This is a genomic window from Pelosinus sp. sgz500959 (assembly GCF_042610375.1).
In the GTDB taxonomy this organism is placed as follows: Bacteria; Bacillota; Negativicutes; order DSM-13327; family DSM-13327; genus CTSoil-075.
Window position 1 is genome coordinate 17,085 of sequence record NZ_JBGJZL010000011.1, and the last position, 21,236, is coordinate 38,320.

At 38.0% G+C, this 21,236-nt stretch carries 18 protein-coding genes; all 18 read right to left on the reverse strand.

Translation table 11 applies throughout. From position 1 onward, the window contains the following. Positions 1 to 179: 179 nt before the first annotated feature. Positions 180 to 1,589: an NADPH-dependent glutamate synthase gene (gltA, locus tag ACAN52_RS16490; RefSeq protein ID WP_378956031.1), complete on the reverse strand. Its 1,410-nt coding sequence runs from the start codon at positions 1,587 to 1,589 to the stop codon at positions 180 to 182. After that, positions 1,574 to 2,428 (reverse strand): sulfide/dihydroorotate dehydrogenase-like FAD/NAD-binding protein, encoded by an 855-nt coding sequence (locus tag ACAN52_RS16495; RefSeq protein ID WP_378956032.1) that lies wholly within the window; start codon positions 2,426 to 2,428, stop codon positions 1,574 to 1,576. Before ACAN52_RS16495 ends, gltA begins: the two co-directional genes overlap by 16 nt. Positions 2,429 to 2,522: 94 nt before the next feature. Beyond that, on the reverse strand, positions 2,523 to 4,190 hold the full coding sequence (locus ACAN52_RS16500; protein WP_378956033.1) for a formate--tetrahydrofolate ligase: 1,668 nt from the start codon (positions 4,188 to 4,190) through the stop codon (positions 2,523 to 2,525). 84 nt (positions 4,191 to 4,274) lie between these two features. Further along, positions 4,275 to 5,141: a bifunctional methylenetetrahydrofolate dehydrogenase/methenyltetrahydrofolate cyclohydrolase FolD gene (gene folD, locus ACAN52_RS16505; protein ID WP_378956034.1), complete on the reverse strand. Its 867-nt coding sequence runs from the start codon at positions 5,139 to 5,141 to the stop codon at positions 4,275 to 4,277. Between the two features lie 54 nt (positions 5,142 to 5,195). After that, on the reverse strand, positions 5,196 to 6,047 hold the full coding sequence (locus ACAN52_RS16510) for a UbiA-like polyprenyltransferase (protein WP_378956035.1): 852 nt from the start codon (positions 6,045 to 6,047) through the stop codon (positions 5,196 to 5,198). Beyond that, positions 6,040 to 7,500 carry a menaquinone biosynthesis decarboxylase gene (locus ACAN52_RS16515; RefSeq protein ID WP_378956036.1) on the reverse strand — a complete coding sequence of 487 codons (1,461 nt, stop codon included), beginning with the start codon at positions 7,498 to 7,500 and terminating at the stop codon, positions 6,040 to 6,042. The genes ACAN52_RS16510 and ACAN52_RS16515 overlap by 8 nt, the downstream gene beginning before the upstream one ends. Before the next feature lie 37 nt (positions 7,501 to 7,537). Continuing rightward, entirely contained in the window at positions 7,538 to 8,287 is a 750-nt protein-coding gene (gene tatC, locus ACAN52_RS16520; protein ID WP_378956037.1) for a twin-arginine translocase subunit TatC, read from the reverse strand. Between the two features lie 10 nt (positions 8,288 to 8,297). Continuing rightward, positions 8,298 to 8,504, reverse strand: a complete 207-nt coding sequence (locus tag ACAN52_RS16525; RefSeq protein ID WP_378956038.1) for a twin-arginine translocase TatA/TatE family subunit — start codon at positions 8,502 to 8,504, stop codon at positions 8,298 to 8,300. A 117-nt stretch (positions 8,505 to 8,621) separates the two neighbouring features. Further along, positions 8,622 to 9,575 carry a polyprenyl synthetase family protein gene (locus ACAN52_RS16530; protein ID WP_378956151.1) on the reverse strand — a complete coding sequence of 318 codons (954 nt, stop codon included), beginning with the start codon at positions 9,573 to 9,575 and terminating at the stop codon, positions 8,622 to 8,624. 299 nt (positions 9,576 to 9,874) lie between these two features. Further along, positions 9,875 to 11,503, reverse strand: coding sequence for an L-lactate permease (locus ACAN52_RS16535; RefSeq protein ID WP_378956039.1), 1,629 nt, complete (start codon positions 11,501 to 11,503; stop codon positions 9,875 to 9,877). Between the two features lie 379 nt (positions 11,504 to 11,882). After that, positions 11,883 to 12,362, reverse strand: coding sequence for an AsnC family transcriptional regulator (locus ACAN52_RS16540; protein WP_378956040.1), 480 nt, complete (start codon positions 12,360 to 12,362; stop codon positions 11,883 to 11,885). A gap of 22 nt (positions 12,363 to 12,384) precedes the next feature. After that, the gene (locus tag ACAN52_RS16545) at positions 12,385 to 12,837 is read right to left on the reverse strand and encodes an Lrp/AsnC family transcriptional regulator (RefSeq protein WP_378956041.1); all 453 of its coding nucleotides are present in this window, start codon (positions 12,835 to 12,837) and stop codon (positions 12,385 to 12,387) included. A gap of 162 nt (positions 12,838 to 12,999) precedes the next feature. Then, positions 13,000 to 13,650: a ribosome biogenesis GTP-binding protein YihA/YsxC gene (gene yihA, locus ACAN52_RS16550; RefSeq protein WP_378956043.1), complete on the reverse strand. Its 651-nt coding sequence runs from the start codon at positions 13,648 to 13,650 to the stop codon at positions 13,000 to 13,002. Beyond that, positions 13,643 to 15,964 carry an endopeptidase La gene (lon, locus tag ACAN52_RS16555; protein WP_378956044.1) on the reverse strand — a complete coding sequence of 774 codons (2,322 nt, stop codon included), beginning with the start codon at positions 15,962 to 15,964 and terminating at the stop codon, positions 13,643 to 13,645. The genes yihA and lon overlap by 8 nt, the downstream gene beginning before the upstream one ends. 246 nt (positions 15,965 to 16,210) lie before the next feature. Continuing rightward, complete coding sequence (gene lonB, locus ACAN52_RS16560; RefSeq protein ID WP_378956045.1) at positions 16,211 to 17,890, reverse strand: ATP-dependent protease LonB; 1,680 nt, start codon at positions 17,888 to 17,890, stop codon at positions 16,211 to 16,213. Positions 17,891 to 18,035: 145 nt separating this feature from the next. Then, positions 18,036 to 19,298 carry an ATP-dependent Clp protease ATP-binding subunit ClpX gene (clpX, locus tag ACAN52_RS16565; RefSeq protein WP_378956046.1) on the reverse strand — a complete coding sequence of 421 codons (1,263 nt, stop codon included), beginning with the start codon at positions 19,296 to 19,298 and terminating at the stop codon, positions 18,036 to 18,038. Positions 19,299 to 19,310: 12 nt separating this feature from the next. Continuing rightward, positions 19,311 to 19,916: an ATP-dependent Clp endopeptidase proteolytic subunit ClpP gene (clpP, locus tag ACAN52_RS16570; protein WP_378956047.1), complete on the reverse strand. Its 606-nt coding sequence runs from the start codon at positions 19,914 to 19,916 to the stop codon at positions 19,311 to 19,313. 23 nt (positions 19,917 to 19,939) lie between these two features. Beyond that, a complete protein-coding gene (tig, locus tag ACAN52_RS16575; protein ID WP_378956048.1) occupies positions 19,940 to 21,229 on the reverse strand; it encodes a trigger factor in 1,290 nt (429 codons plus the stop codon). Between the last annotated feature and the right edge of the window lie 7 nt (positions 21,230 to 21,236).

The following is a 21,236-nucleotide window of genomic DNA, read 5'->3' on the forward strand; positions in this document are numbered from 1 at the left end:
TTCAACGAATGATGTTAAAATCCTTCATTTCGTAATCAGAAAGTATAACACTTTCTCGATTACAAGTAAGGGCAACTAAGACTTTGGTCTACGCTGAGGCTCGACCGAAGCCAAGTTTTCTTTATCGCAAAAATATACACCCATCTACTCATGAATCAAGTAGATGGGTGCAGATTACATTATTTACTCGCTTTTTGTTCTTGTAAATATTGATCAATAGCCACTGCAGCTTTCTTACCAGCCCCCATAGCGAGGATAACGGTAGCGGCACCTGTGACAATATCACCACCAGCAAAAACGCCTGGTTTACTAGTGGCACCCGTTTCAGCATGGGCATTAATATTACCTTTTTTGTTGGTTTCTAGTCCCTTAGTCGTAGACTGTACTAATGGGTTAGGACCTTGACCGATGGCAATAATCACCGTATCCACATCGAGTACAAATTCAGAGTCAGAAACTTCGATCGGACGGCGACGCCCTGAAGCATCTGGTTCACCAAGTTCCATCCGAACACATTGTAGACCAGTCACCCAACCTTGTTCATTGCCTAGTACGGCAGTTGGCGCAGTCAGCAATTGAAAATCAATGCCTTCTTCTTTTGCATGGTGTATTTCTTCTAGTCTTGCTGGTAGCTCTTTTTCTGAACGACGATAGACAATGGATACATGTTCAGCACCAAGACGAAGAGCTGTTCTAGCACCATCCATAGCTACGTTGCCGCCACCAACGACAGCAACTCTTTTTCCTACATGAATCGGTGTTCCGCTTTGAGGAAAACGATAGGCCTTCATTAAGTTACAGCGGGTTAAGAATTCATTAGCAGAATATACACCATTTAGATTTTCTCCAGGTATCTCCATGAAATAAGGAAGGCCAGCACCTGTACCAATAAAGACGGCATCAAAACCTTCTTCTTCCATCAGTTCATCAACGGTAAAAGTACTCCCAATAACAGCGTTCACAACAATCTCTACACCAAGCTTGCGCAAATTATTAATTTCAGCCTGCACTACTTCATCTTTCGGCAAACGAAATTCCGGAATACCATACATAAGTACACCGCCTGGTAAATGCAGAGCCTCAAACATGGTGACCTTATAGCCCATTTTTGCTAAATCACCTGCAACACTGAGGCCTGCAGGGCCAGAGCCAACAACAGCCACTTTTTGCGCATCATCTGCATACGCAAGAGGAGTCGCAGTTTGACCTTGATTGCGAGAATAATCGGCAACATAACGTTCTAAACGACCAATAGCAACAGCTTCGCCTTTTTTTGCCAAAACGCAAAGTTTTTCACATTGCTCTTCTTGAGGACAGACTCGACCACATACTGCTGGCAGGGCATTTACTTCATTTATTTTTGCGATCGAGGCATTCATATCCCCTTCTTTAACCAGTTTAATAAAAGCTGGAATATCAATTTCTACTGGACACCCTTTACGACAAGGAGCCGTTTTACATTGCAAACACCGCTCGGCTTCAGCCTGGGCCAATTCAGGTGTATAACCAAGAGTAACTTCTGAAAAGTTTTTAGCCCGCACTTTCGGATCTTGTTCAGGCATTGGATGTTTTGTTAGTGAGAGTGACATTTGCATCCTCCTTCCCGTTTACCAGCACTATGTTCACTATGTTGTTTTTCATGAGGTTTATACATACGTTGGCGAGACATAAGTACGTCAAAATCTACTTTATGTCCATCAAATTCTGGACCATCTACACAGGCAAACTTATTTTCATTGCCAACAGAGACACGGCAACCGCCACACATTCCTGTACCATCAACCATAATTGGGTTAAGACTCACAACAGTTGGGACACCGTAAGGACGGGTGGTTTCAGCAACAAATTTCATCATAATTACAGGTCCAATGGCAACAACAAGGCTAATATTTTTATCAGAATCTAAGAGTTCCTTCAGTGGCTGAGTTACAAGGGCTTTGCGGCCTTTTGAACCATCATCCGTTGTGATAATAAGTTCATCACTGACAGCTGCCATTTCTTCCTCATAAATTAAAATATCTTCAGAGCGAGCGCCAATAATAGAAATGACTTCATTACCAGCTTCCTTCATACCCCGAGCAATAGGATATACAGGTGCAATACCAATACCACCACCGACACAGACAATGGTTCCCATTTTTTCAATATGAGTTGGTTTACCTAATGGTCCAACTAAGTCTAATAGAAATTCACCTTCATTTAAAAGGCCTAATTCCACCGTAGAAGCGCCTACTTCTTGGAAAATAATCGTAATTGTACCTGTCTCGCGATTAAAATCAGCAATTGTGAGAGGAATACGTTCCCCATCTTCATTAATCCGCAAAATGACAAATTGACCTGGTTGAGCTTTTCTCGCAATGAGTGGTGCCTCTACCTCAAAAAGTTGAACGCTCGGCGCCAATTGTTTTTTAACAAGAATTTTATACACAAGAAGCCTCCTCTAAATAGGAATAGGCAAACAGCCTTGAGCATGTCTGCCCTTCCATTAAACTATCATGATTTTAATAATACGAGTTCTATTTTTAAAATAATCCGCTAATTTTTCCAGTATTATCAATATCCATTTGTTCTGCAGCTGGACGTTTTGGCAAACCTGGCATCGTCATGATATCACCAGTCAAAGCCACCAGGAATCCAGCACCTGCAGCAACCCGCACTTCACGTACTGTAATCGTAAACCCTGTAGGACGACCAAGTTTAGTCATATCATCACTTAGTGAATACTGAGTTTTTGCCATACAAATCGGTGTTTTATCAAACCCCTGAGCTGTAAGTTCTGCAATCGCTTTTTCAGCTTGAGAAGTATAGTTTACACCCTCTGCACCATAAATGTCTGTAGCAATAGCCAAAATTTTATCTTTAATAGATTGTTTCTCATCATAGATATAGGTAAATTTGCTAGGTTGAGCACAAGCAGCTAACACTTTTTCAGCAAGTTCAATACCACCTTGCCCGCCTTTTGCCCACACCTCAGATAAAGCTACTTCAGCACCAAGTTCCATACATTTTTCCCGTACAAACTCAAGTTCTTTTGCAGTATCCATTGGAAAGGCATTAATCGCCACAACTGCTGGCAAACCGAATTTTTGCATATTCTCAATATGTTTGGTTAAGTTAGCTAAGCCTCGCTCTAAAGCAGCCATATTTTCACCTATTAATTCAGCCTTCGGTACACCACCATGCATTTTTAGTGCGCGCACTGTCGCAACAATGACAACAGCATCAGGCTTGATACCAGCAAAGCGGCACTTAATATCAAGAAACTTTTCCGCACCAAGATCAGCACCGAAACCTGCTTCAGTCACGCAAATGTCAGCAAGCTTTAAGGCAAATTTTGTCGCCATTACACTATTGCAACCATGGGCAATATTTGCAAATGGTCCACCATGGACAAGGGCTGGCGTATTTTCTAGTGTTTGTACCAGATTAGGCTTAATTGCATCTTTAAACAGTAAGGTTAATGCCCCAGTCACTTTTAATTGGTCAGCTGTGACAATTTTATTGTCATAGGTATAACCAATAATAATTCGTCCAATACGGGCTTTCATATCATCTAAATCGCGAGCTAAACATAAAATAGCCATCATTTCTGAGGCTACAGTAATGTCAAAGCCACTTTCTCGCGGCACCCCATTGATTTTTCCACCAAGACCACCAATAATGGATCGTAATGCTCGATCATTTAGATCAACGACCCGCCTCCAAGTAATGCGGCGCGGATCGATTCCCAGTTCATTACCTTGATGGATGTGATTATCAAGGACTGCTGCTAATAAATTGTGTGCTGTAGTAATGGCATGAAAATCACCTGTAAAATGCAAATTAATATCTTCCATTGGCACGACTTGTGCATAACCACCACCCGCGGCACCACCTTTTAAACCAAAACAAGGACCAAGTGAAGGTTCTCTAAGAGCAATTGCCACTTTATTGCCCAGTTTGCGTAACGCATCACCAAGGCCGACAGTCGTGGTCGTCTTCCCTTCACCTGCAGGTGTAGGGTTGATCGCCGTAACGAGAACTAATTTTCCATCTGGGCGTCCTTTAATACTTTCCCATTTTTCTAGAGATAACTTTCCTTTATATTTACCATAAAGCTCCAAATCATCTTGGGTAATTTCTAATTCTTCAGCTACTTGGTGAATGTGTTTCATGATCGCCCCTTGGGCTATTTCAACATCACTTTTCATCCCTATAAATCCCCTTCCTCATGACTAAAGCCAAAGTGAATTGTTGAAACAACAAAACGTTTCAATATTCCTTTGGCTGTTTTATTACTGTATGTTATGTCTTAACTTTACTGCTTTGACAGTGTTGCTGAGTAACATAGCAATTGTTAAGAGGCCGACTCCACCAGGTACTGGCGTAATCGCCCCTGCTACTTCTTTGACTTGTTCAAAGTCAACATCACCAACTAATTTCTTATCAGCCAAGCGATTAATACCAACATCAATTACAACAGCACCTGGCTTTACCATTTCTTTTGTTACAAAATTAGGTTTGCCAATCGCCACGACTAAGATATCTGCTTGGCGTGTTATACTTGGCAAATCAACAGTACGAGAGTGGCATATAGTGACTGTGCTATTTCGTGCTAATAATAAATTAGCCATAGGTTTACCAACAATATTGCTGCGGCCAACAATTACAGCATGTTTACCTGCAATGTCAATCTGCGCAAGTTCTAGCATCTTTATACAGCCATATGGTGTACAGGGTAAAAGATGTTCTTGCCCAATTGCTAATTTTCCTACATTAACAGGATGAAAGCCATCTACATCTTTATCAGGATCAATTGCCTTTAAAAATTTAGCTTCATCATGTTTTAAATGTTCTGGCAACGGTAATTGCAATAAGATACCATCAATAGCAGGATTTTCATTAAGAAGTTTAATTTGTGTTAACAACTCTTCTTGAGTTACCATTTCTGGCATTTGTACGACTTCAGAATAAATACCAATTTCTTCGCATGCTTTGTGTTTATTAGCAACATACACTTTTGAAGCAGGGTTTTCACCAACAATAATGACTGCTAAACCTGGCGTAATACCATGTATCTCCATTAGGTTTTCTACTTCAGATTTAATACTTTCTTTGATTTGTGCGGCAAATATTTTGCCCTCTAAAATTCTTGCTGACATATGTAAATACACCCCGGCACTGAGTGCCACCCCTCTTGCAAGGGGACTATTTATCTAATCGAACATCATACTGATGATGGTAAAAACCAACAAGGCAATACTAACCAAACCATTGCGCATAAAATACCTTTGGTTAACTTTCGTAAAATCAGTTGGAGTAACAATGGAATGTTGATACACAAGAACTGCTGCTGCGAGCATCACACCACCATAATATATCCACTGCATATGCATAAATTGACCCACAATAAAAAAACCAATAATACTCATCATATGCATGACTTTTACGATAGTAAGTGCGCCTTTCACTCCAAACCGCACGGGCACAGAATGTAGACCATTTTTCTTATCAAAGGCTACATCCTGGCATCCGTAAATAATATCAAAACCAGCAATCCATATGGCAACAACCAAACCAAGTAAGACAATCGGCAAGGTGAGCTCGCCTCGAATGGCTACCCATGCTCCAATCGGAGCAATGGATAAAGCCAACCCTAAGACAAAATGACAAGTCCAGGAAAATCTTTTCATATAAGGGTATACAGCAAAGGGAATGACAGCTAAAGGTGCCAACTTAACGCATATGGGATGCAAATAAGTCGTAGACCAAAAAAACAGCGTTAAACTAGCCAATGTTAATGCAATTGCCTCCCAAGGTTTCACTGCTCCAGTCACCATGGGACGGTTGGCAAAGCGAGGCTGCAGACGATCATATTTCAAATCAATAAAGTTATTGAGTGCCATAGCCGCGCTGCGTGCCCCCATCATTGCCACCGTAATCCATACAAGATCAGAAATCTTTGGCATACCATTAGAAGCTAATATTGCCCCAATATACGCAAAAGGTAAAGCAAAAATTGCATGAGATAAAACGATATTATTCATATGTGCTTTTAGTTTATTCAAGACCTAGACCCTTCCATTTCTTGTCAACCATTTCTTTTATATCTGCTGACATTTCAATTTCATCTGGCCACTCACGAGTATAACCTTCTGTTGGCCACGCTTTCGTAGCATCAATCCCAACCTTTGTTCCCCAATTTGGCATAGGAGATGAGTGGTCAAGTACATCAAGCGGCCCATCAACCATGACAATATCGCGACGAGCATCAATATTATTATACACTCGCCACCAAACTTCATTCATATCTTGAACATTCACATGTTCATCCACAACAATAATCATTTTCGTAAACATCATTTGACCCATACCCCATATGGCATGCATGACTTTTTTAGCTTGTTGAGGATAAGTCTTTTTAATCGATACCACAGCACAGTTGTGAAAAACACCTTCTAGTGGTAAATTGATATCCAAAATTTCTGGTAAACTCATTTGTAATACAGGTAGAAAAATACGTTCTGTCGCCTTTGCTAAGAAGCAATCTTCCATAGGTGGCTTACCAACAATCGTTGATGAATAAATAGGATCCTTACGATGAGTGATACAAGTAATATGAAACACTGGATAATCATCAGCCAAGGAATAGTATCCAGTATGATCACCAAAAGGCCCTTCTCTTCTGAGCTCATCCATCATCACATAACCTTCAAGGATAATTTCCGCATGAGCTGGAACTTCGACATCAATCGTTTCACATTTCACAAGTTCTACAGATTTTTTACGCAAGAACCCGGCAAATACCATTTCATCAATATCTTTAGGTAGAGGAGCAGTTGCAGCATAAGTAACTACTGGATCCGTCCCAATCGCCACCGCCACTTCAATGCGATCTTTTCCCAAAGTCTGATGAGCACGATAATTCTCAGCCCCATTTTTATGAATATGCCAATGCATGCCAGTTGTTTGTCCATCATATACCTGTAGGCGATACATGCCTACGTTACGTTTTCCATTCAATGGGTTTTTGGTAAAGACTAAAGGTAATGTAATAAACTTACCTGCGTCACCAGGCCAACACTGTAAAACAGGAAATTTATCTAAGGAAGGTTGATCTTTAATAATGACTTCCTTACAAGGAGCATTTTTCACATACTTTGGAAAGTTAATGGCCCGTTTAGCCATAGGAATAATTTTAAGTAAATCCAACTTATTTTGCATCGAAATATAGGGCAGTGAAAAAATACCTTTTAATTCAGTCGCAATATCATCAATTTTATCTACACCAAAAGCTAATGCCATACGTTCCATACTGCCGAAGGCATTCATCAAAACCGGCATTTGATAGCCTTTTACATTTTCAAAGAGTAAAGCTACATTTTTATCTCCGGAAAGTTTGGATACTCGATCAGTAATTTCTGTAATTTCTAACTCGCAATCTACCTCTTCTTTGATCCGTTTCAACCAGCCTCGTTCTTCTAAGGCCCGAATAAATTCACGTAAATCATTAAATGCCACTTATATAACTTCCTTTCATTGATTGCCATTATTTATATTATTTTCTTAAAACATATTTTACTATTAATCGACTTATTTCATACATTACGATGATCGGCACAGCAACCATTGTCTGGGAAAAAACGTCAGGTGTAGGGGAAATAATAGCACCAACGACAAAAGAGAGAACCAATATATGTTTGCGTTTTGCAGTTAAAAACTCCGAACCAATGATTCCAAATTTAGCTAATACAACAATTAAGAGTGGAAGTTCAAAGATAAAACCAAATGGCAATAAAAATGAAATAACAAAAGATAGATATTGTCCTAACGATAGCATGGGCTGAAGGTCTTCTGTAGCAAATCCCATAAAGAACTTGATACCAGCTGGTAAAACCCATACATATGAAAAAGCCAATCCTATCAAAAATAATAATACAGATGCTGGAACTAGAATGAAGGAAGCTAAACGTTCCTTTTTACTTAAAGCTGGTACTATAAAAGCCCAAACCTGATATAATACCACTGGTAAGGCTAGTAAGAAACCTGAGAAGAACGATACCCTTAAATACGTAAAAAAAGCTTCTCCCGGGCTCATATAATATAATTTACCAGCAGGTGCTGTAATAAAATGCACTAGATCAGAAGCATAAAAATAACAAATAGTACTACCGATAACCACAGCAATAATAGCGGTAATTAATCGTTTACGTAATTCTTGCAAATGATCAATCAATGACATTTTATCGTCTTTTACGTCATTCTCTAAGGGTTCCTCATCATTATCATGATTTATTATTTCAGACATCCAGTTTTCCTCACTTTTTTTCTTCAGGCTTGCTCTCAGCTTTTACCGGTTCGACTTTTATCGATTCATCTTTTGCCGCCTCACCATTTGTAGCTTTTTTAAATTCTTGGATTCCTTTTCCTAATGCTTTGCCGACTTCAGGCAATTTCCCAGGACCAAAAACGACAAGGGCAATGACTAGCACTAATGCCAATTCAGGCATACTAAAATTAAACATCTGTAGAAAACCCCTCTCACATAAAATTATATCTATATTATACATAAAAAAGGCCAATAAGAAAAGGCTTGGCTTTTGCCAAGTCTTTTCTTATTGGTACTAAAATCTTCAACCATGTTAGTATTTACGTAAACCAACGAAATCAGCAACTGCAATGAAGGATTCTTTATGTTCAAGTAACACTGAATCAGGAATAACACTACGTGCTTTTTCCAAATAATCAGCAACCCGATTATATGAATATTCAATTGCATCTGTTTCGTGTATAATCTCTAGGCCACGTTTAATTTTTTCTTCTGACATATTACAAGTTTGTACAATATCACGAAGTTCATCTTTATGGACACTATGCTGTAGTGCATATATTACAGGCAAAGTTACGATACCTTGTCTTAAATCATTACCTACGGGTTTCCCTAGTTCTTCTGAAGAAGAAGTAATATCTAAAATATCATCCGTAATTTGAAAAGCCATACCTAATGAATAACCATATTCACGAAAAGCCTGTACTTCAGCACTAGGAAGATCAGCAGCCAATGCACCAAGTTCACAACTTGCAGCAAGGAAATCAGCGGTTTTTTGTGCAATCCGTCCCAGATAGTCATTTTCTACTTGGTCAGCATTAAAAGTACTTCGGTTTTGATTAATTTCCCCTTCACACATAGAACAAATCACATCTGTTAACACTTTAAGCATTTGATTACTTACTTTATTTGCAACTAGAGAAAATGCTTTAGCAAATAAATAATCGCCAATTAGTACTGAAGAATGATTACCCCAGCATGAATTGGCAGTCGGTCGTCCCCGGCGAATAGCAGAATTATCAATGACATCATCATGCACAAGTGTCGCCATGTGTATTAATTCAATTGCTACTGCCATTGGCATTAATTTGTCAGTACCACACACTCTATTTTGAGCACACATAAAATATAAGGCAGGTCTTAAACGCTTGCCACCTGCTTCAACTAAATGTTGACTCATATCCGTGATTAATTCTTCTGGCGAGTGTATTACAGAAAGCAATTCAGCTTCCAATAGTCTTAAATCACTTTTCACTGTTTCAAACATTGATTCTTTATTCACTATTTTAATCACCTACATGTAAATTCTCTTTCTATAATACACCATTATTCATCTTTACGTCTATTTTTTTTTAATTAATAGACAGAAAGGTATGGTTAAAATCAATATAATCTCTCTTTTTTGTCTTAATTACTATTCACCATTCATGATAAATTAATGCATATCCTTAAGTTATTAACATTATTCAAATCAGTAAATTACTTCCATCGATGATTCTACAAAAAATACTGGGCGGAGACTTCTCTCCACCCAGTATTCAATATCACGCACTGTGAAACTAGTCTTTAAGGAATCATCCAAGTTAAGTAATAAGCCTGTACATATGTCATAATTCCAACAATAACAGCTAAGATCAAGGAATGTTTAACTGCGAAGTTAAATAAATCCCCTTCTTTACCTACAAGACCAGTTGCTGCAGTTGCTACTGCAATACTTTGTGGTGAAATCATTTTACCAGTAACACCACCTGATGAGTTTGCTGCTACTGTAATAATCGGATTAACACCAACTTGATCTGCAGTAACGGCTTGTAAATTTCCGAACAACGCATTTGCTGATGTATCAGAACCTGTCAAGAAAACTCCTGTCCAACCCAAGAAAGCTGAGAAGAATGGGAAGTAGTGACCTGTTCCTGCTAACATTAAACCTAATGTTGAGCTCATACCTGAATAATTCATAATATATGCTAAACCAAGTACACAAGGAATCGTAATAAGAGGTTTTGTTAATTGTTTAAAGGTTTTTGCAAAAATAGCAATAAACCGGCTAGGGCTAACACCAAGTACAATTGAGGTCAAAATACTAGCAATGAACAAGGATGTACCAGCAGCACTTAACCAATTGACTTTGTAAAGTGCAGCCATCGCAGTTGGAATTTTAGCAATTGGTGCTATTTGCATAACCACTTTATCTAAGCCTGGAATTAAGAATTTAAGAGTAACAGCATCCAACATGGTTGCTACAGGTTTTAATCCCCACAAAATAACCATAACTGTTAAAATGATAAACGGCGACCATGCTTTAAAAACTCTGCCAAAAGTAAGATTGGATTTATCAATAGAAATTGTTGGCGCTGGTTCATTAGGGAAACGCCAAACATTTTTTGGTCTCCATACTTTAAGAAATAAAGTCAAGGAAATAATCGCTGCTAATGAAGATAAAATATCTGGAAGTTCTGGTCCGATATAGTTAGAAGAATACCATTGCAGTAAAGCAAAAGCACCACCAGTTACTAAACAGGCAGGTAGAACTTCTTTCGTAGCTTTCCAACCTGACATTAACATAATTAACCAAATAGGAATAACGAAGGATAAGAATGGTAATTGTCTACCAACCATAGCACTAATCTTCATTGTATCAATACCAGTAACCTGTCCCGCAACAATAATTGGAATACCAATACCACCAAATGCTACTGGTGCTGTATTCGCAATCAAGCATAATCCCGCTGCATAAAGAGGATTAAAACCAAGGCCTACAAGCATACCTGCAGAGATAGCAACAGGAGTACCAAAACCTGCCGCGCCTTCCAAAAATGCACCAAATCCAAAAGCAATTAAAAGTGCTTGTAAACGGCGATCATCAGTAATTGAGGCAATTGAATCTTTAACAATTTCAAATTGACCTGTCTCCACTGTCAAATTATATATAAAAATTGCAGTGACAACAATCCAAAATATAGGAAATATTCCATACATGGCACCCATACCCGTAGCTTTGAGAGCAATCTCAACTGGCATATTGTAAATAAAAATTGCAACCAATACTGCCGAAGTTACAGCAATGGCACCAGCAATTTGTCCTGGAGTTCGACGGATAGCTAAAAGATAAAAAATTACAATAATCGGGATTGAAGCAAAGAACGATGAAAGAGCAAGGTTATTCATTGGATCATAAATTTGAGTCCATGTCATGTAAGTAAACACCCCTTTTATTTTTTCCAGCAACAATGTTTGAATTTTCACAAATAACTGTTATTGAATTAACTGAAAATTATCACCTCACTCTTTCATATAGCATTACCAGCAAAGTCAGATTTATACTATTTTATTTAGGATTCAATATTTATTATTTTATCCAATAAAACAAAATCAATCCGCTAACAACATTATTATTGTTAGATAATAATAAGTTTGCCTTAATTTTCACTTATTATTAAACTCTGATTATTCTTATTCGACATACAATTACAAATTCCCTCTTTTTTCGCTATTTTTTTTATATTAAAAAAACATTGAAAAAAAATATAGTTGTACAGCTCATCATAAATGTACAACTATATTTTCCAAATATTTAGTTTTTTATTTTTCGAAAATACTGCATGCTATTTTTTTTCCATTCTTTGGTACTAAATAACATAATATATTCTTCTAATTCAGCTTGACTAGCCAATTCTTTAGCAATCGTATTACATTGTTCCCGAGAGTTTGCATGAAGCATCGTATAAAAATTGTATGGCCAATCAGGCTGAGTCACACGAGCATAACAATGGGTAACTGCAGAAACTTTCGAAAACATTCTACCAATTTCTTGAATTCGCTCTTCCGGTACATTCCATGCACATAGGGCATTTGCAGTATAACCCACTTCACGGTGCTTAAGTACAGCTCCCATTTTGCGAATTTTACCTGATTGAGTGTATTTGTTTAGTCGGCTCAAGAGTTCTTCTTCACTTATACCTAACTTATTAGCAATTTCCAGATAGGGTTTTGCGACTAAGGGAAAGTCATCTTGCATAATGCTAATAATTTTTTTGTCTAACTCATCTAACATGTGTCACCTCATTCATTTGATCTCATGATAAAGTAAATTGTACACTCACCTTAAATTTTTGGGTAGCAGGTAAATTGATCATCCGTACTACACCAGGTATTTTTTCAATTTTATCCAATGTTTCTTTTTGCTCTTCCAGAGTATGGCTAAAAAGAGTAAACCATAAATTTAAACTTCCATCCCGCTCATAATTATGAGTAACGCCATAATCTGAATTAATAAAGGCAGCAACTTGTGGTATGAAATTGGGCTCAACTTCTAATGCCACTAAAGTCCCGATATAACCTAATTTAGTAGAATCAAAAAATGGACCAATACGCCGAATAAATCCCTGTTCCTTTAAATAGTTAAGCCGTTCAATTACAATAGCCTCCTCTGAATCTAAACGTTCAGCAAGAACAGCAAAGGGACGACTCTCAAGGGGTAATTCAATCTGTATAAGGTTTAACAGTCTTTTGTCAAATGCAGTAAGCATATACAACTCCTTCATTAGTTTATTTATTCACATATAGAATAGACAGGATGCCATTAATTTTGAGTTCAACGGCGTTTAGTAATAGATAACACCCTGCACTAGATTTTCTGCAATTTAGTAAAAAGGAGAACAGCCCCCGCTGTTCTCCTTGGGATTTATATTTTATTTTAACAGAATTTCTCCTATTACGTCAAGTAACTCACTTCGACCTAAACCTTTTTCAGATGAATAGGCAATAATATTATTACTTTTCATACCAAGCCCTTTGCGAATGGCAGCAACATTTTTATTAATATTCATCCTTGTCAATTTATCGGCTTTTGTCGCGATGACTTGTACAGGAATATCATTTTCAATCAACCATTGATAGGTGCTAATATCACTCTCCATAGGAGCATGCCGAATGTCAATTAATTGACAAGCAAGCTGAAGACGTGGAGATTTTAGTAAATACTCCTCAATAAATTTGGCCCACTGAATTCGATTAGATTTTCCAGTACGCGCATAACCATATCCAGGTAAGTCCACTAAAAAAAACTCTCTTCGATCTTCTTCACTCATTTTTGCCATTAAGCGATAAAAATTTAGTGTCTGCGTTTTACCAGGGCTACCACTGGTCCGAGCAAGCCCATTACGACGGCATAATGAGTTAATCAATGAAGATTTTCCTACATTTGACCGCCCCATAAAAGCCACCTCGTGCAGCTGCCCCTCTGGGTACTGATCAATACGAACTGCAGAAGCTACATACTGTCCGCTTGTAATATTGATCATAATTTTTTCTTCATTTATTGTCATTTTTTCTTCATTCATCCACTTTCACCAATGCAGTCGCAAGTACTTCATCCATATGTCCGACAAAAACAAATTCAAGATTTCTTCTTACATTAGCTGGTATTTCATCAATATCGCGTTTATTTTCTTTCGGCATAATAATTGTTTTAATACCGACACGATGAGCCGCTAATACTTTTTCTTTAATACCACCAACAGGTAGTACTCGTCCACGCAAAGTAATTTCTCCAGTCATTGCCACATCACTGCGAACTGGTCTGCCAGTTAAAGCTGATACAACAGCTGTCGACATGGAAATACCTGCTGATGGACCATCTTTAGGAATTGCACCTTCAGGAAGATGGATATGGATATCCGTCTTTTCTTGGAATTCGCTATCAATATTTAAATCCTCAACTCGAGTGCGAATATAGCTAAAACCAGCTTGTGCAGATTCACGCATAACCTCACCCAATTGGCCAGTCAATATGAGTTTTCCCTTACCTTTCATCACAGAAACTTCGATTGGCAGTACATCCCCACCAACTTCAGTCCATGCTAAACCAGTACTCACACCGACTTGTGGCTGTATCTCGGCTTGTTTATGACGATATTTTGCTGCACCTAAGAAAGTATGTAGATTTTGAGCCGTTACTTTTACATGAGCCCGTTTGTTCTGTACAATTTGCCGTGTTACTTTGCGGCATAATGTGGCTATTGTACGTTCCAGACTGCGCACACCTGATTCACGAGTATACTCACTAATTATTTTTTGCAAGATCCCATCAGCAAAACCAATCTGTTTTTCATTCAAGCCATGATCACGGATTTGTTTCGTAATCAAATAACGTTTGGCAATCTGTACTTTCTCTTCTTCTGTATACCCAGGAATATGAATGATCTCAATCCGATCTAACAGCGGCCGCGGAATACTATGCATTACATTGGCCGTTATGACCCATAAAACCCGAGAAAGGTCAAAGGGGACCTCTACATAATGATCACTAAAAGTATTATTTTGTTCAGGATCAAGCACTTCTAATAGAGCTGCAGATGGATCACCTCTAAAATCAGCACTCATTTTATCAATTTCATCTAATAAAAAGACTGGATTCTTCGAACCTGCAGTACGCATCCCTTGAATAATTCGTCCTGGAAGTGCTCCAACATAAGTACGGCGATGACCACGAATTTCAGCCTCGTCTCTTACGCCCCCCAATGAAACCCTAACAAATTTGCGATCCATTGCTTTGGCTATAGAACGTGCTAAGGAAGTTTTACCTACACCAGGTGGCCCAACTAAACACAAAATAGGCCCTTTCATACTTTCAGTCAACTTACGAATTGATAAATACTCTAAAATACGTTCTTTGACTTTTTCTAAGCCATAGTGATCTTCATCCAATGTTTTTTCTGCCATATTAATATCTAACATATCTGTTGTTTCTGTGCTCCAAGGTAAAGCTAATAAGCAATCTAAGTAGGTGCGAATTACGGCACTTTCAGCTACCATAGGTGGCATTTTACCTAAACGATCAATTTCTTTATTGATTCTCTCCATGACTTCTTTAGGAAAATCTTGATCCTTAAGTTTTTCTCGATATTCATCGACTTCAGCAGTACGATCATCTTTTTCACCAAGTTCTTTTTGAATGGCTTTAAGTTGCTCACGCAAATAATACTCTTTTTGAGTTTTTTCCATTTGCTTACGTACACGAACATTAATTTTCTTTTCTAGTTCGAGAATTTCCATCTCGCGACCTAAAATTTCACATAATGTTTCTAAACGTTCTTCAACATTTATTTTATCAAGAAGGGCTTGTTTATCCTCAATTTTGAGCGACAAATGACTCGCAATCAAATCGGCCAATCGACCTGCTTCTTCTACGGCAATTACTGAAATCAATGTTTCTGGTGGTATCTTTTTACTAAATTTTACCCATTGTTCAAATTGATTAATGGCATTACGTGTGAGTGCCTCAACTTCGGTCGTTCGTTCTTCCACTTCTGAAAACTCATTTATTTCAACTTGATAGTATGATTCTAAATCACTATATTCAACAATTTCAGCACGATGTAAACCTTCTACAAGAACTCGAATCGTACCGCCAGGCAACTTTAATAATTGTTTGATTTCAGCCACTGTACCAACATTAAAAATTTCTTCTGGAGTTGGTGCATCATTTTGCGCATCTTTTTGCGCAGCAAGCATAATTAAACGATCGTTTACCATCGCTTCTTCTAACGCGCTAATCGACTTTTCTCGACCTACATCAAGATGAATAATCATATATGGAAAAACTAAAATGCCTCTAAGGGGCAGTAATGGTATTGTTCTTGTCTTATTTATCATGAAAGTAACCTCCTCTTTATCTTGATCACCTTGGTATTTTTTTCAGGTTTACTATTTATAAATATTCTTATTTCGACCACAAAAATCCTCTTAATTTGTAAATAAAAACACTCAGTACTATACTTTTTTTTATAAATCATAAAAAAAGTACAGATTTTTCACATTAATTCTATAATTGAGTCAGTTGATTTTAAAAATTTGTCATTTCGTACATAATAAGTAGCCCTCGCACGAGAGGGCTACTTATTATGTGCTTTTCACACCAGCAGCAGCTAAAATATCAACTGGCGGCGTGGCAACATCCATATAAATAGAATTCTCTACTCGTAGCAAAGAATATTGTAAGGCTTCAGCAACAGTTTCAATTCCAATGACCTCAACAGCAAGATTACTATATAAGTCTTGCCAATTTTCTTTAGGAATCAGCACTCGGCGCGAGCCAGCCTGCTCTGCTGCGTATATTTTAGCACTTACACCTCCAACAGGTTTAACCCATCCATGAATGGAGATTTCACCAGTCATCGCGACAGTATTATCGATAGGAATATCATGAATTGCTGAGTAAGTCGCCACTGCCATCGTAACACCCGCCGACGGACCATCGATGGGAGCACCTCCTGGAAAATTAACATGAATATCATATTTATGCAGCGGAACTGAAAAACAGTTTGAAAGTACAGTTAATACATTTTCCAGAGAACTTTTTGCCATACTTTTTCTGCGAATTGTACGACCTGGTACGACAAATTCTTCTTCGTCGACAACACCCGTAATCGTCAATTTTCCAGTACCATCGATAGCCGTCACTTCAACTTCTGTAATAGCCCCAATATTGGCACCATGTACTGCTAAACCATTGGCAATTCCCACTTGAGGTTTGTTAGGTATTTTTTTATCAGGACGAGGAGTATATTGGCCAAAATTAATAACCCATTCTACATCTGCACAAGATATTGCCTGACGATGATCATTAATCGCAACACCTGCAGCGATCTGTATAATATTTACAACATCTCGACCATTTGAAGAATAATGTTTAATCACATCAACAGCTCGATCTGCAATGGAAAAATTAACCTTTTTCGCAGCATTATAGGCAATCCGACTGACCTCATCAGATAAGAGTGGGCGAAAAAAAATTTCCACACAACGCGACCTAATGGCAGGAGGAATATCTTGCGGCATCCGAGTCGTTGCTCCAATTAAACGAAAATCAGCTGGTAGACCATTTTGAAAAATGTCATGAATATGAGTAGGAATATTTTCATCTTCGCTATTATAATATGAGCTTTCTAAAAATACTTTACGGTCTTCTAAGACCTTCAATAATTTATTCATTTGTGTACTATGTAATTCGCCAATTTCATCAATAAACAAAACTCCACCATGGGCTTTAGTGACAGCCCCAGCTTTAGGTTGAGGAATCCCTGCAACACCAAGAGGACCAGCACCTTGATAAATCGGATCATGTACTGTGCCAATTAAAGGATCAGCAATACCACGTTCATCAAAACGTGAAGTCGTAGCATCGAGTTCAATAAATTTAGAATTGGATCTGAAAGGGGATAAAGGATTACGTTTAGCCTCCTCTAGAATAAGTCTAGCAGCGGCTGTTTTGCCAACCCCTGGTGGTCCATATACTAAGACATGTTGTGGATTAGGACCACATAAGGCAGCTCGCAGAGCTTTTAAACCATCTTCTTGACCAACGATCTCAGCAAATGTAGTCGGCCGTGTTTTTTCTGATAGTGGCTGTGTTAATGATATTTCACGCATTTTTTGTAACTTATCGATTTCTTTTTTGGACTCACGTTCGACAGCTCCACGGTTTCCCTGTTGAGAGCGCAATAAATTCCAGAAATACATTCCAATCACAATGACAAAAAAGAATTGGACAACACTAACAATACTCACCGCATAATCCATTTTTACAAATCCTCCTCCCAAAACGATGTTCTAATGAACTTAGTATTGTCAGACAGTTTAATTTTATCCTGCCAGAAAATACTTCCTTTGAGAAAAAGGAAATTAAAAACGTAGAAAAGACTTAAGCCTTTTCTACGTTTTCTTTTTATGCTGATTCTTCTTTTTTCTTGTTTTTACGATCAACAGTAACTAAAATCGGCTCTTCTTTATTCAAAACTGCTTCCTTCGTCACTGTACATTTAGCTACATCAGTACGAGACGGAACCTCATACATCACATTGCACATAATGCCCTCAATGATAGCCCGCAGTCCCCTTGCACCAGTTTTACGTTTCAACGCTTCTTTCGCAATTGCATCTAATGCATCTTCTTTAAATTCTAACTGCACATTATCAATTTCCAAAAACTTTTGGTATTGCTTGATAAGAGCATTTTTAGGCTCAAGCAAGATACGCACTAAAGCTTCTTCATCCAAAGCATCTAATGTCACAACAACTGGTAAACGACCAACGAACTCAGGAATAAGACCAAACTTCAACAAATCTTCCGGTAAAATTTGTTTTAACAATTCACCGATTTGTTTTCTTTCCTTACTCGGCACTTCTGCACCAAAACCCATATTTTTCTTACCTGTACGTGCACTAATGAGCTTATCAATACCGTCAAAAGCACCACCACAAATAAATAAAATATTAGTTGTATCAATTTGGATAAATTCTTGATGAGGATGCTTACGTCCGCCCTGAGGTGGAACACTTGCTACCGTTCCTTCAAGAATTTTAAGTAGTGCTTGCTGCACACCTTCTCCTGATACATCACGGGTAATAGATGGATTTTCAGACTTACGGGCAATTTTGTCAATCTCATCAATATAGACAATGCCTTTTTCAGCTTTTTCTACATCATAATCAGCAGCTTGGATAAGTTTGAGGAGAATATTTTCTACATCTTCACCTACATAGCCTGCTTCAGTTAATGAGGTCGCATCAGCAATCGCAAAAGGTACATTTAACAGTTTTGCCAGTGTCTGAGCAAGTAAAGTTTTACCACTACCAGTAGGTCCAAGCATGACGATATTAGATTTTTGTAATTCAACATCATCATTTTTGCTAGTAAAGTTAACCCGTTTATAATGGTTATATACTGCTACCGCCATTGTCTTTTTGGCAGCATCTTGACCAATCACATATTGATCAAGGATATCTTTTATTTCTTTAGGTTTTGGAACATCACGAAGTTCAACATTGATGTCTTCGCTTAATTCCTCTTCAATGATCTCATTGCAAAGTTCAATACACTCATCACAAATGTATACACCAGGACCAGCTACAAGTTTTTTGACTTGTTCCTGTAGCTTACCACAAAAAGAGCATTTGAGCTGACCTTTGTCATCCCCAAATTTTAACATACTATCACCTCTCTATTTGGGACTTTCCTTAAACTGCGTGCCACGGACAACCACAGAATCAATGAGACCATACTCTTTTGCTTGCTCAGCAGACATAAAGAAATCCCGTTCAGTATCATGTTCGATTTTTTCCCGAGTTTGACCCGTATTACTGACAAGAATCCCGTTCAGTAATTCTCTCAATCTTAGTATTTCTCGAGCATGAATTTCAATATCTGTAGCTTGCCCTTGAGTTCCTCCCAGAGGCTGATGAATCATGATGCGCGCAAAAGGAAGTGCATAGCGTTTACCTTTTGCACCTGCACTTAATAAAAATGCCGCTGCACTAGACGCTGAGCCCATGCAAATAGTGGAAACATCTGGTTTAATGTAATTCATAGTATCATAAATCGCTAAAGCAGCTGTCACTACACCACCAGGGCTGTTAATATACATATGAATGTCTTTATCTGGATCTTCTGATTCCAAAAATAAGAGTTGAGCAATTACCACATTTGCCACATTGTCGTCAATAGGACCGCCAATAAATATAATACGATCTTTTAGGAGCCTGGAAAAGATATCATAGGACCGTTCCCCACGACTAGATTGCTCCACAACTATTGGTACAAAGTTCATGTTATAACACCTCTATTGGTTTATTACTCTTTTTCTACGCTGTCAATAATAAGCTGAGCTGCTTTTTTACGCAATATAGAATCAACCACGAAAGACATTTTACCTTGACCTGTAATAATTGATTTTACATCGGCGAGTTCAGCGCCATACCCTTTAGCAATAACACCAATCTCTGCGTCAATTTCTTCAACCGTTACTTCAAGAGCTTCCGCCCGCACAATTGCTTCCATCAACATATCAGTTTTAACAGCCACTAATGCAGATTCACGATAGTTCGTACGAACTGCATTCATGTCAGTATTCATATATTTGATATAATCTTCAAGTTTCATGCCACGACTTTCAAGATTGGCACTCAAATCTTCAATCATTTTTGTAATACGGTCTTCAACCATAATTTCTGGAATCTCAACAGTTGAATTTTCAACTGCTTGTTTTATCGCTTCATTACGGAACTCATGTGTAGCTTTTTCAGCAGCAGCCACTTCCAATTTATTCTTAATGTCAGCCTTTAATTCCTCTACAGTATCGAAATCGCTTACATCTTTAACAAACTCATCATCAAGAACCGGTAATTCTTGGCGTTTTACATCATTAACAGTAACTTTAAATACAGCTTCTTTGCCTGCTAAATCAGGAGCATGATATTCAGTTGGGAATGTTACATTCACATCAACAGTTTCGCCAGCTTTCACACCAATCAATTGTGTTTCAAAACCAGGAATGAAGGAGTTGGAACCAATTTGTAATGGATGAGCTTTACCTGCACCACCAGGGAACGCAACATCATCGACAAATCCTTCAAAATCGATAATAGCAAAATCACCTTCAGCAATAGCAACGCCTTCAGCAACTACCATTTTTGCATGACTATTGCGCATCGTTTCAATTTGAGCATCAATTTGCTCTTCAGTTACTTCTGCAACAGTTTCAGCAACTTTTAGTCCTTTGTATTGTCCTAAAGTTAATTCCGGCTTAGCAACTACAGTCACTTTAAAGACTAAATCTTTATCTTCAGCCAATGTAACTACATCAATTTCAGGATGGCTTACTGGCTCAATATTGTTCTCTTCAAGAGCTGTTGCATAAGCAGGACTAGCCAAAAGTTCAAAGGCTTCATCCAATAATGCCTCTTTACCAATATGTCTTTCTAAAATATTACGTGGTGTTTTACCTTTACGGAAACCAGGAATATTTACTTTATTAGCTAGTTTACGATATGCCTTCTCTACTGCTTTTGCTACTTCAGCTTGTGGCACTTCAATTTCAAATACCACTTTATTATTGTCTATTTTTTCCATTGTTGCTTTCATTTATACT

Coding starts and splice junctions, on each gene's coding strand:
- gltA (WP_378956031.1), bottom strand. CDS start 1,589: ATGTCACTCTCACTAACAAAACATCCAATGCCTGAACAAGATCCGAAA.
- ACAN52_RS16500 (WP_378956033.1), bottom strand. CDS start 4,190: ATGAAAAGTGATGTTGAAATAGCCCAAGGGGCGATCATGAAACACATT.
- folD (WP_378956034.1), bottom strand. CDS start 5,141: ATGTCAGCAAGAATTTTAGAGGGCAAAATATTTGCCGCACAAATCAAA.
- tatC (WP_378956037.1), bottom strand. CDS start 8,287: ATGTCTGAAATAATAAATCATGATAATGATGAGGAACCCTTAGAGAAT.
- ACAN52_RS16525 (WP_378956038.1), bottom strand. CDS start 8,504: ATGTTTAATTTTAGTATGCCTGAATTGGCATTAGTGCTAGTCATTGCC.
- ACAN52_RS16530 (WP_378956151.1), bottom strand. CDS start 9,575: ATGTTTGAAACAGTGAAAAGTGATTTAAGACTATTGGAAGCTGAATTG.
- ACAN52_RS16535 (WP_378956039.1), bottom strand. CDS start 11,503: ATGACATGGACTCAAATTTATGATCCAATGAATAACCTTGCTCTTTCA.
- ACAN52_RS16540 (WP_378956040.1), bottom strand. CDS start 12,362: ATGTTAGATGAGTTAGACAAAAAAATTATTAGCATTATGCAAGATGAC.
- ACAN52_RS16545 (WP_378956041.1), bottom strand. CDS start 12,837: ATGCTTACTGCATTTGACAAAAGACTGTTAAACCTTATACAGATTGAA.
- yihA (WP_378956043.1), bottom strand. CDS start 13,650: ATGAATGAAGAAAAAATGACAATAAATGAAGAAAAAATTATGATCAAT.
- lon (WP_378956044.1), bottom strand. CDS start 15,964: ATGATAAATAAGACAAGAACAATACCATTACTGCCCCTTAGAGGCATT.
- lonB (WP_378956045.1), bottom strand. CDS start 17,890: ATGGATTATGCGGTGAGTATTGTTAGTGTTGTCCAATTCTTTTTTGTC.
- clpX (WP_378956046.1), bottom strand. CDS start 19,298: ATGTTAAAATTTGGGGATGACAAAGGTCAGCTCAAATGCTCTTTTTGT.
- clpP (WP_378956047.1), bottom strand. CDS start 19,916: ATGAACTTTGTACCAATAGTTGTGGAGCAATCTAGTCGTGGGGAACGG.
- tig (WP_378956048.1), bottom strand. CDS start 21,229: ATGAAAGCAACAATGGAAAAAATAGACAATAATAAAGTGGTATTTGAA.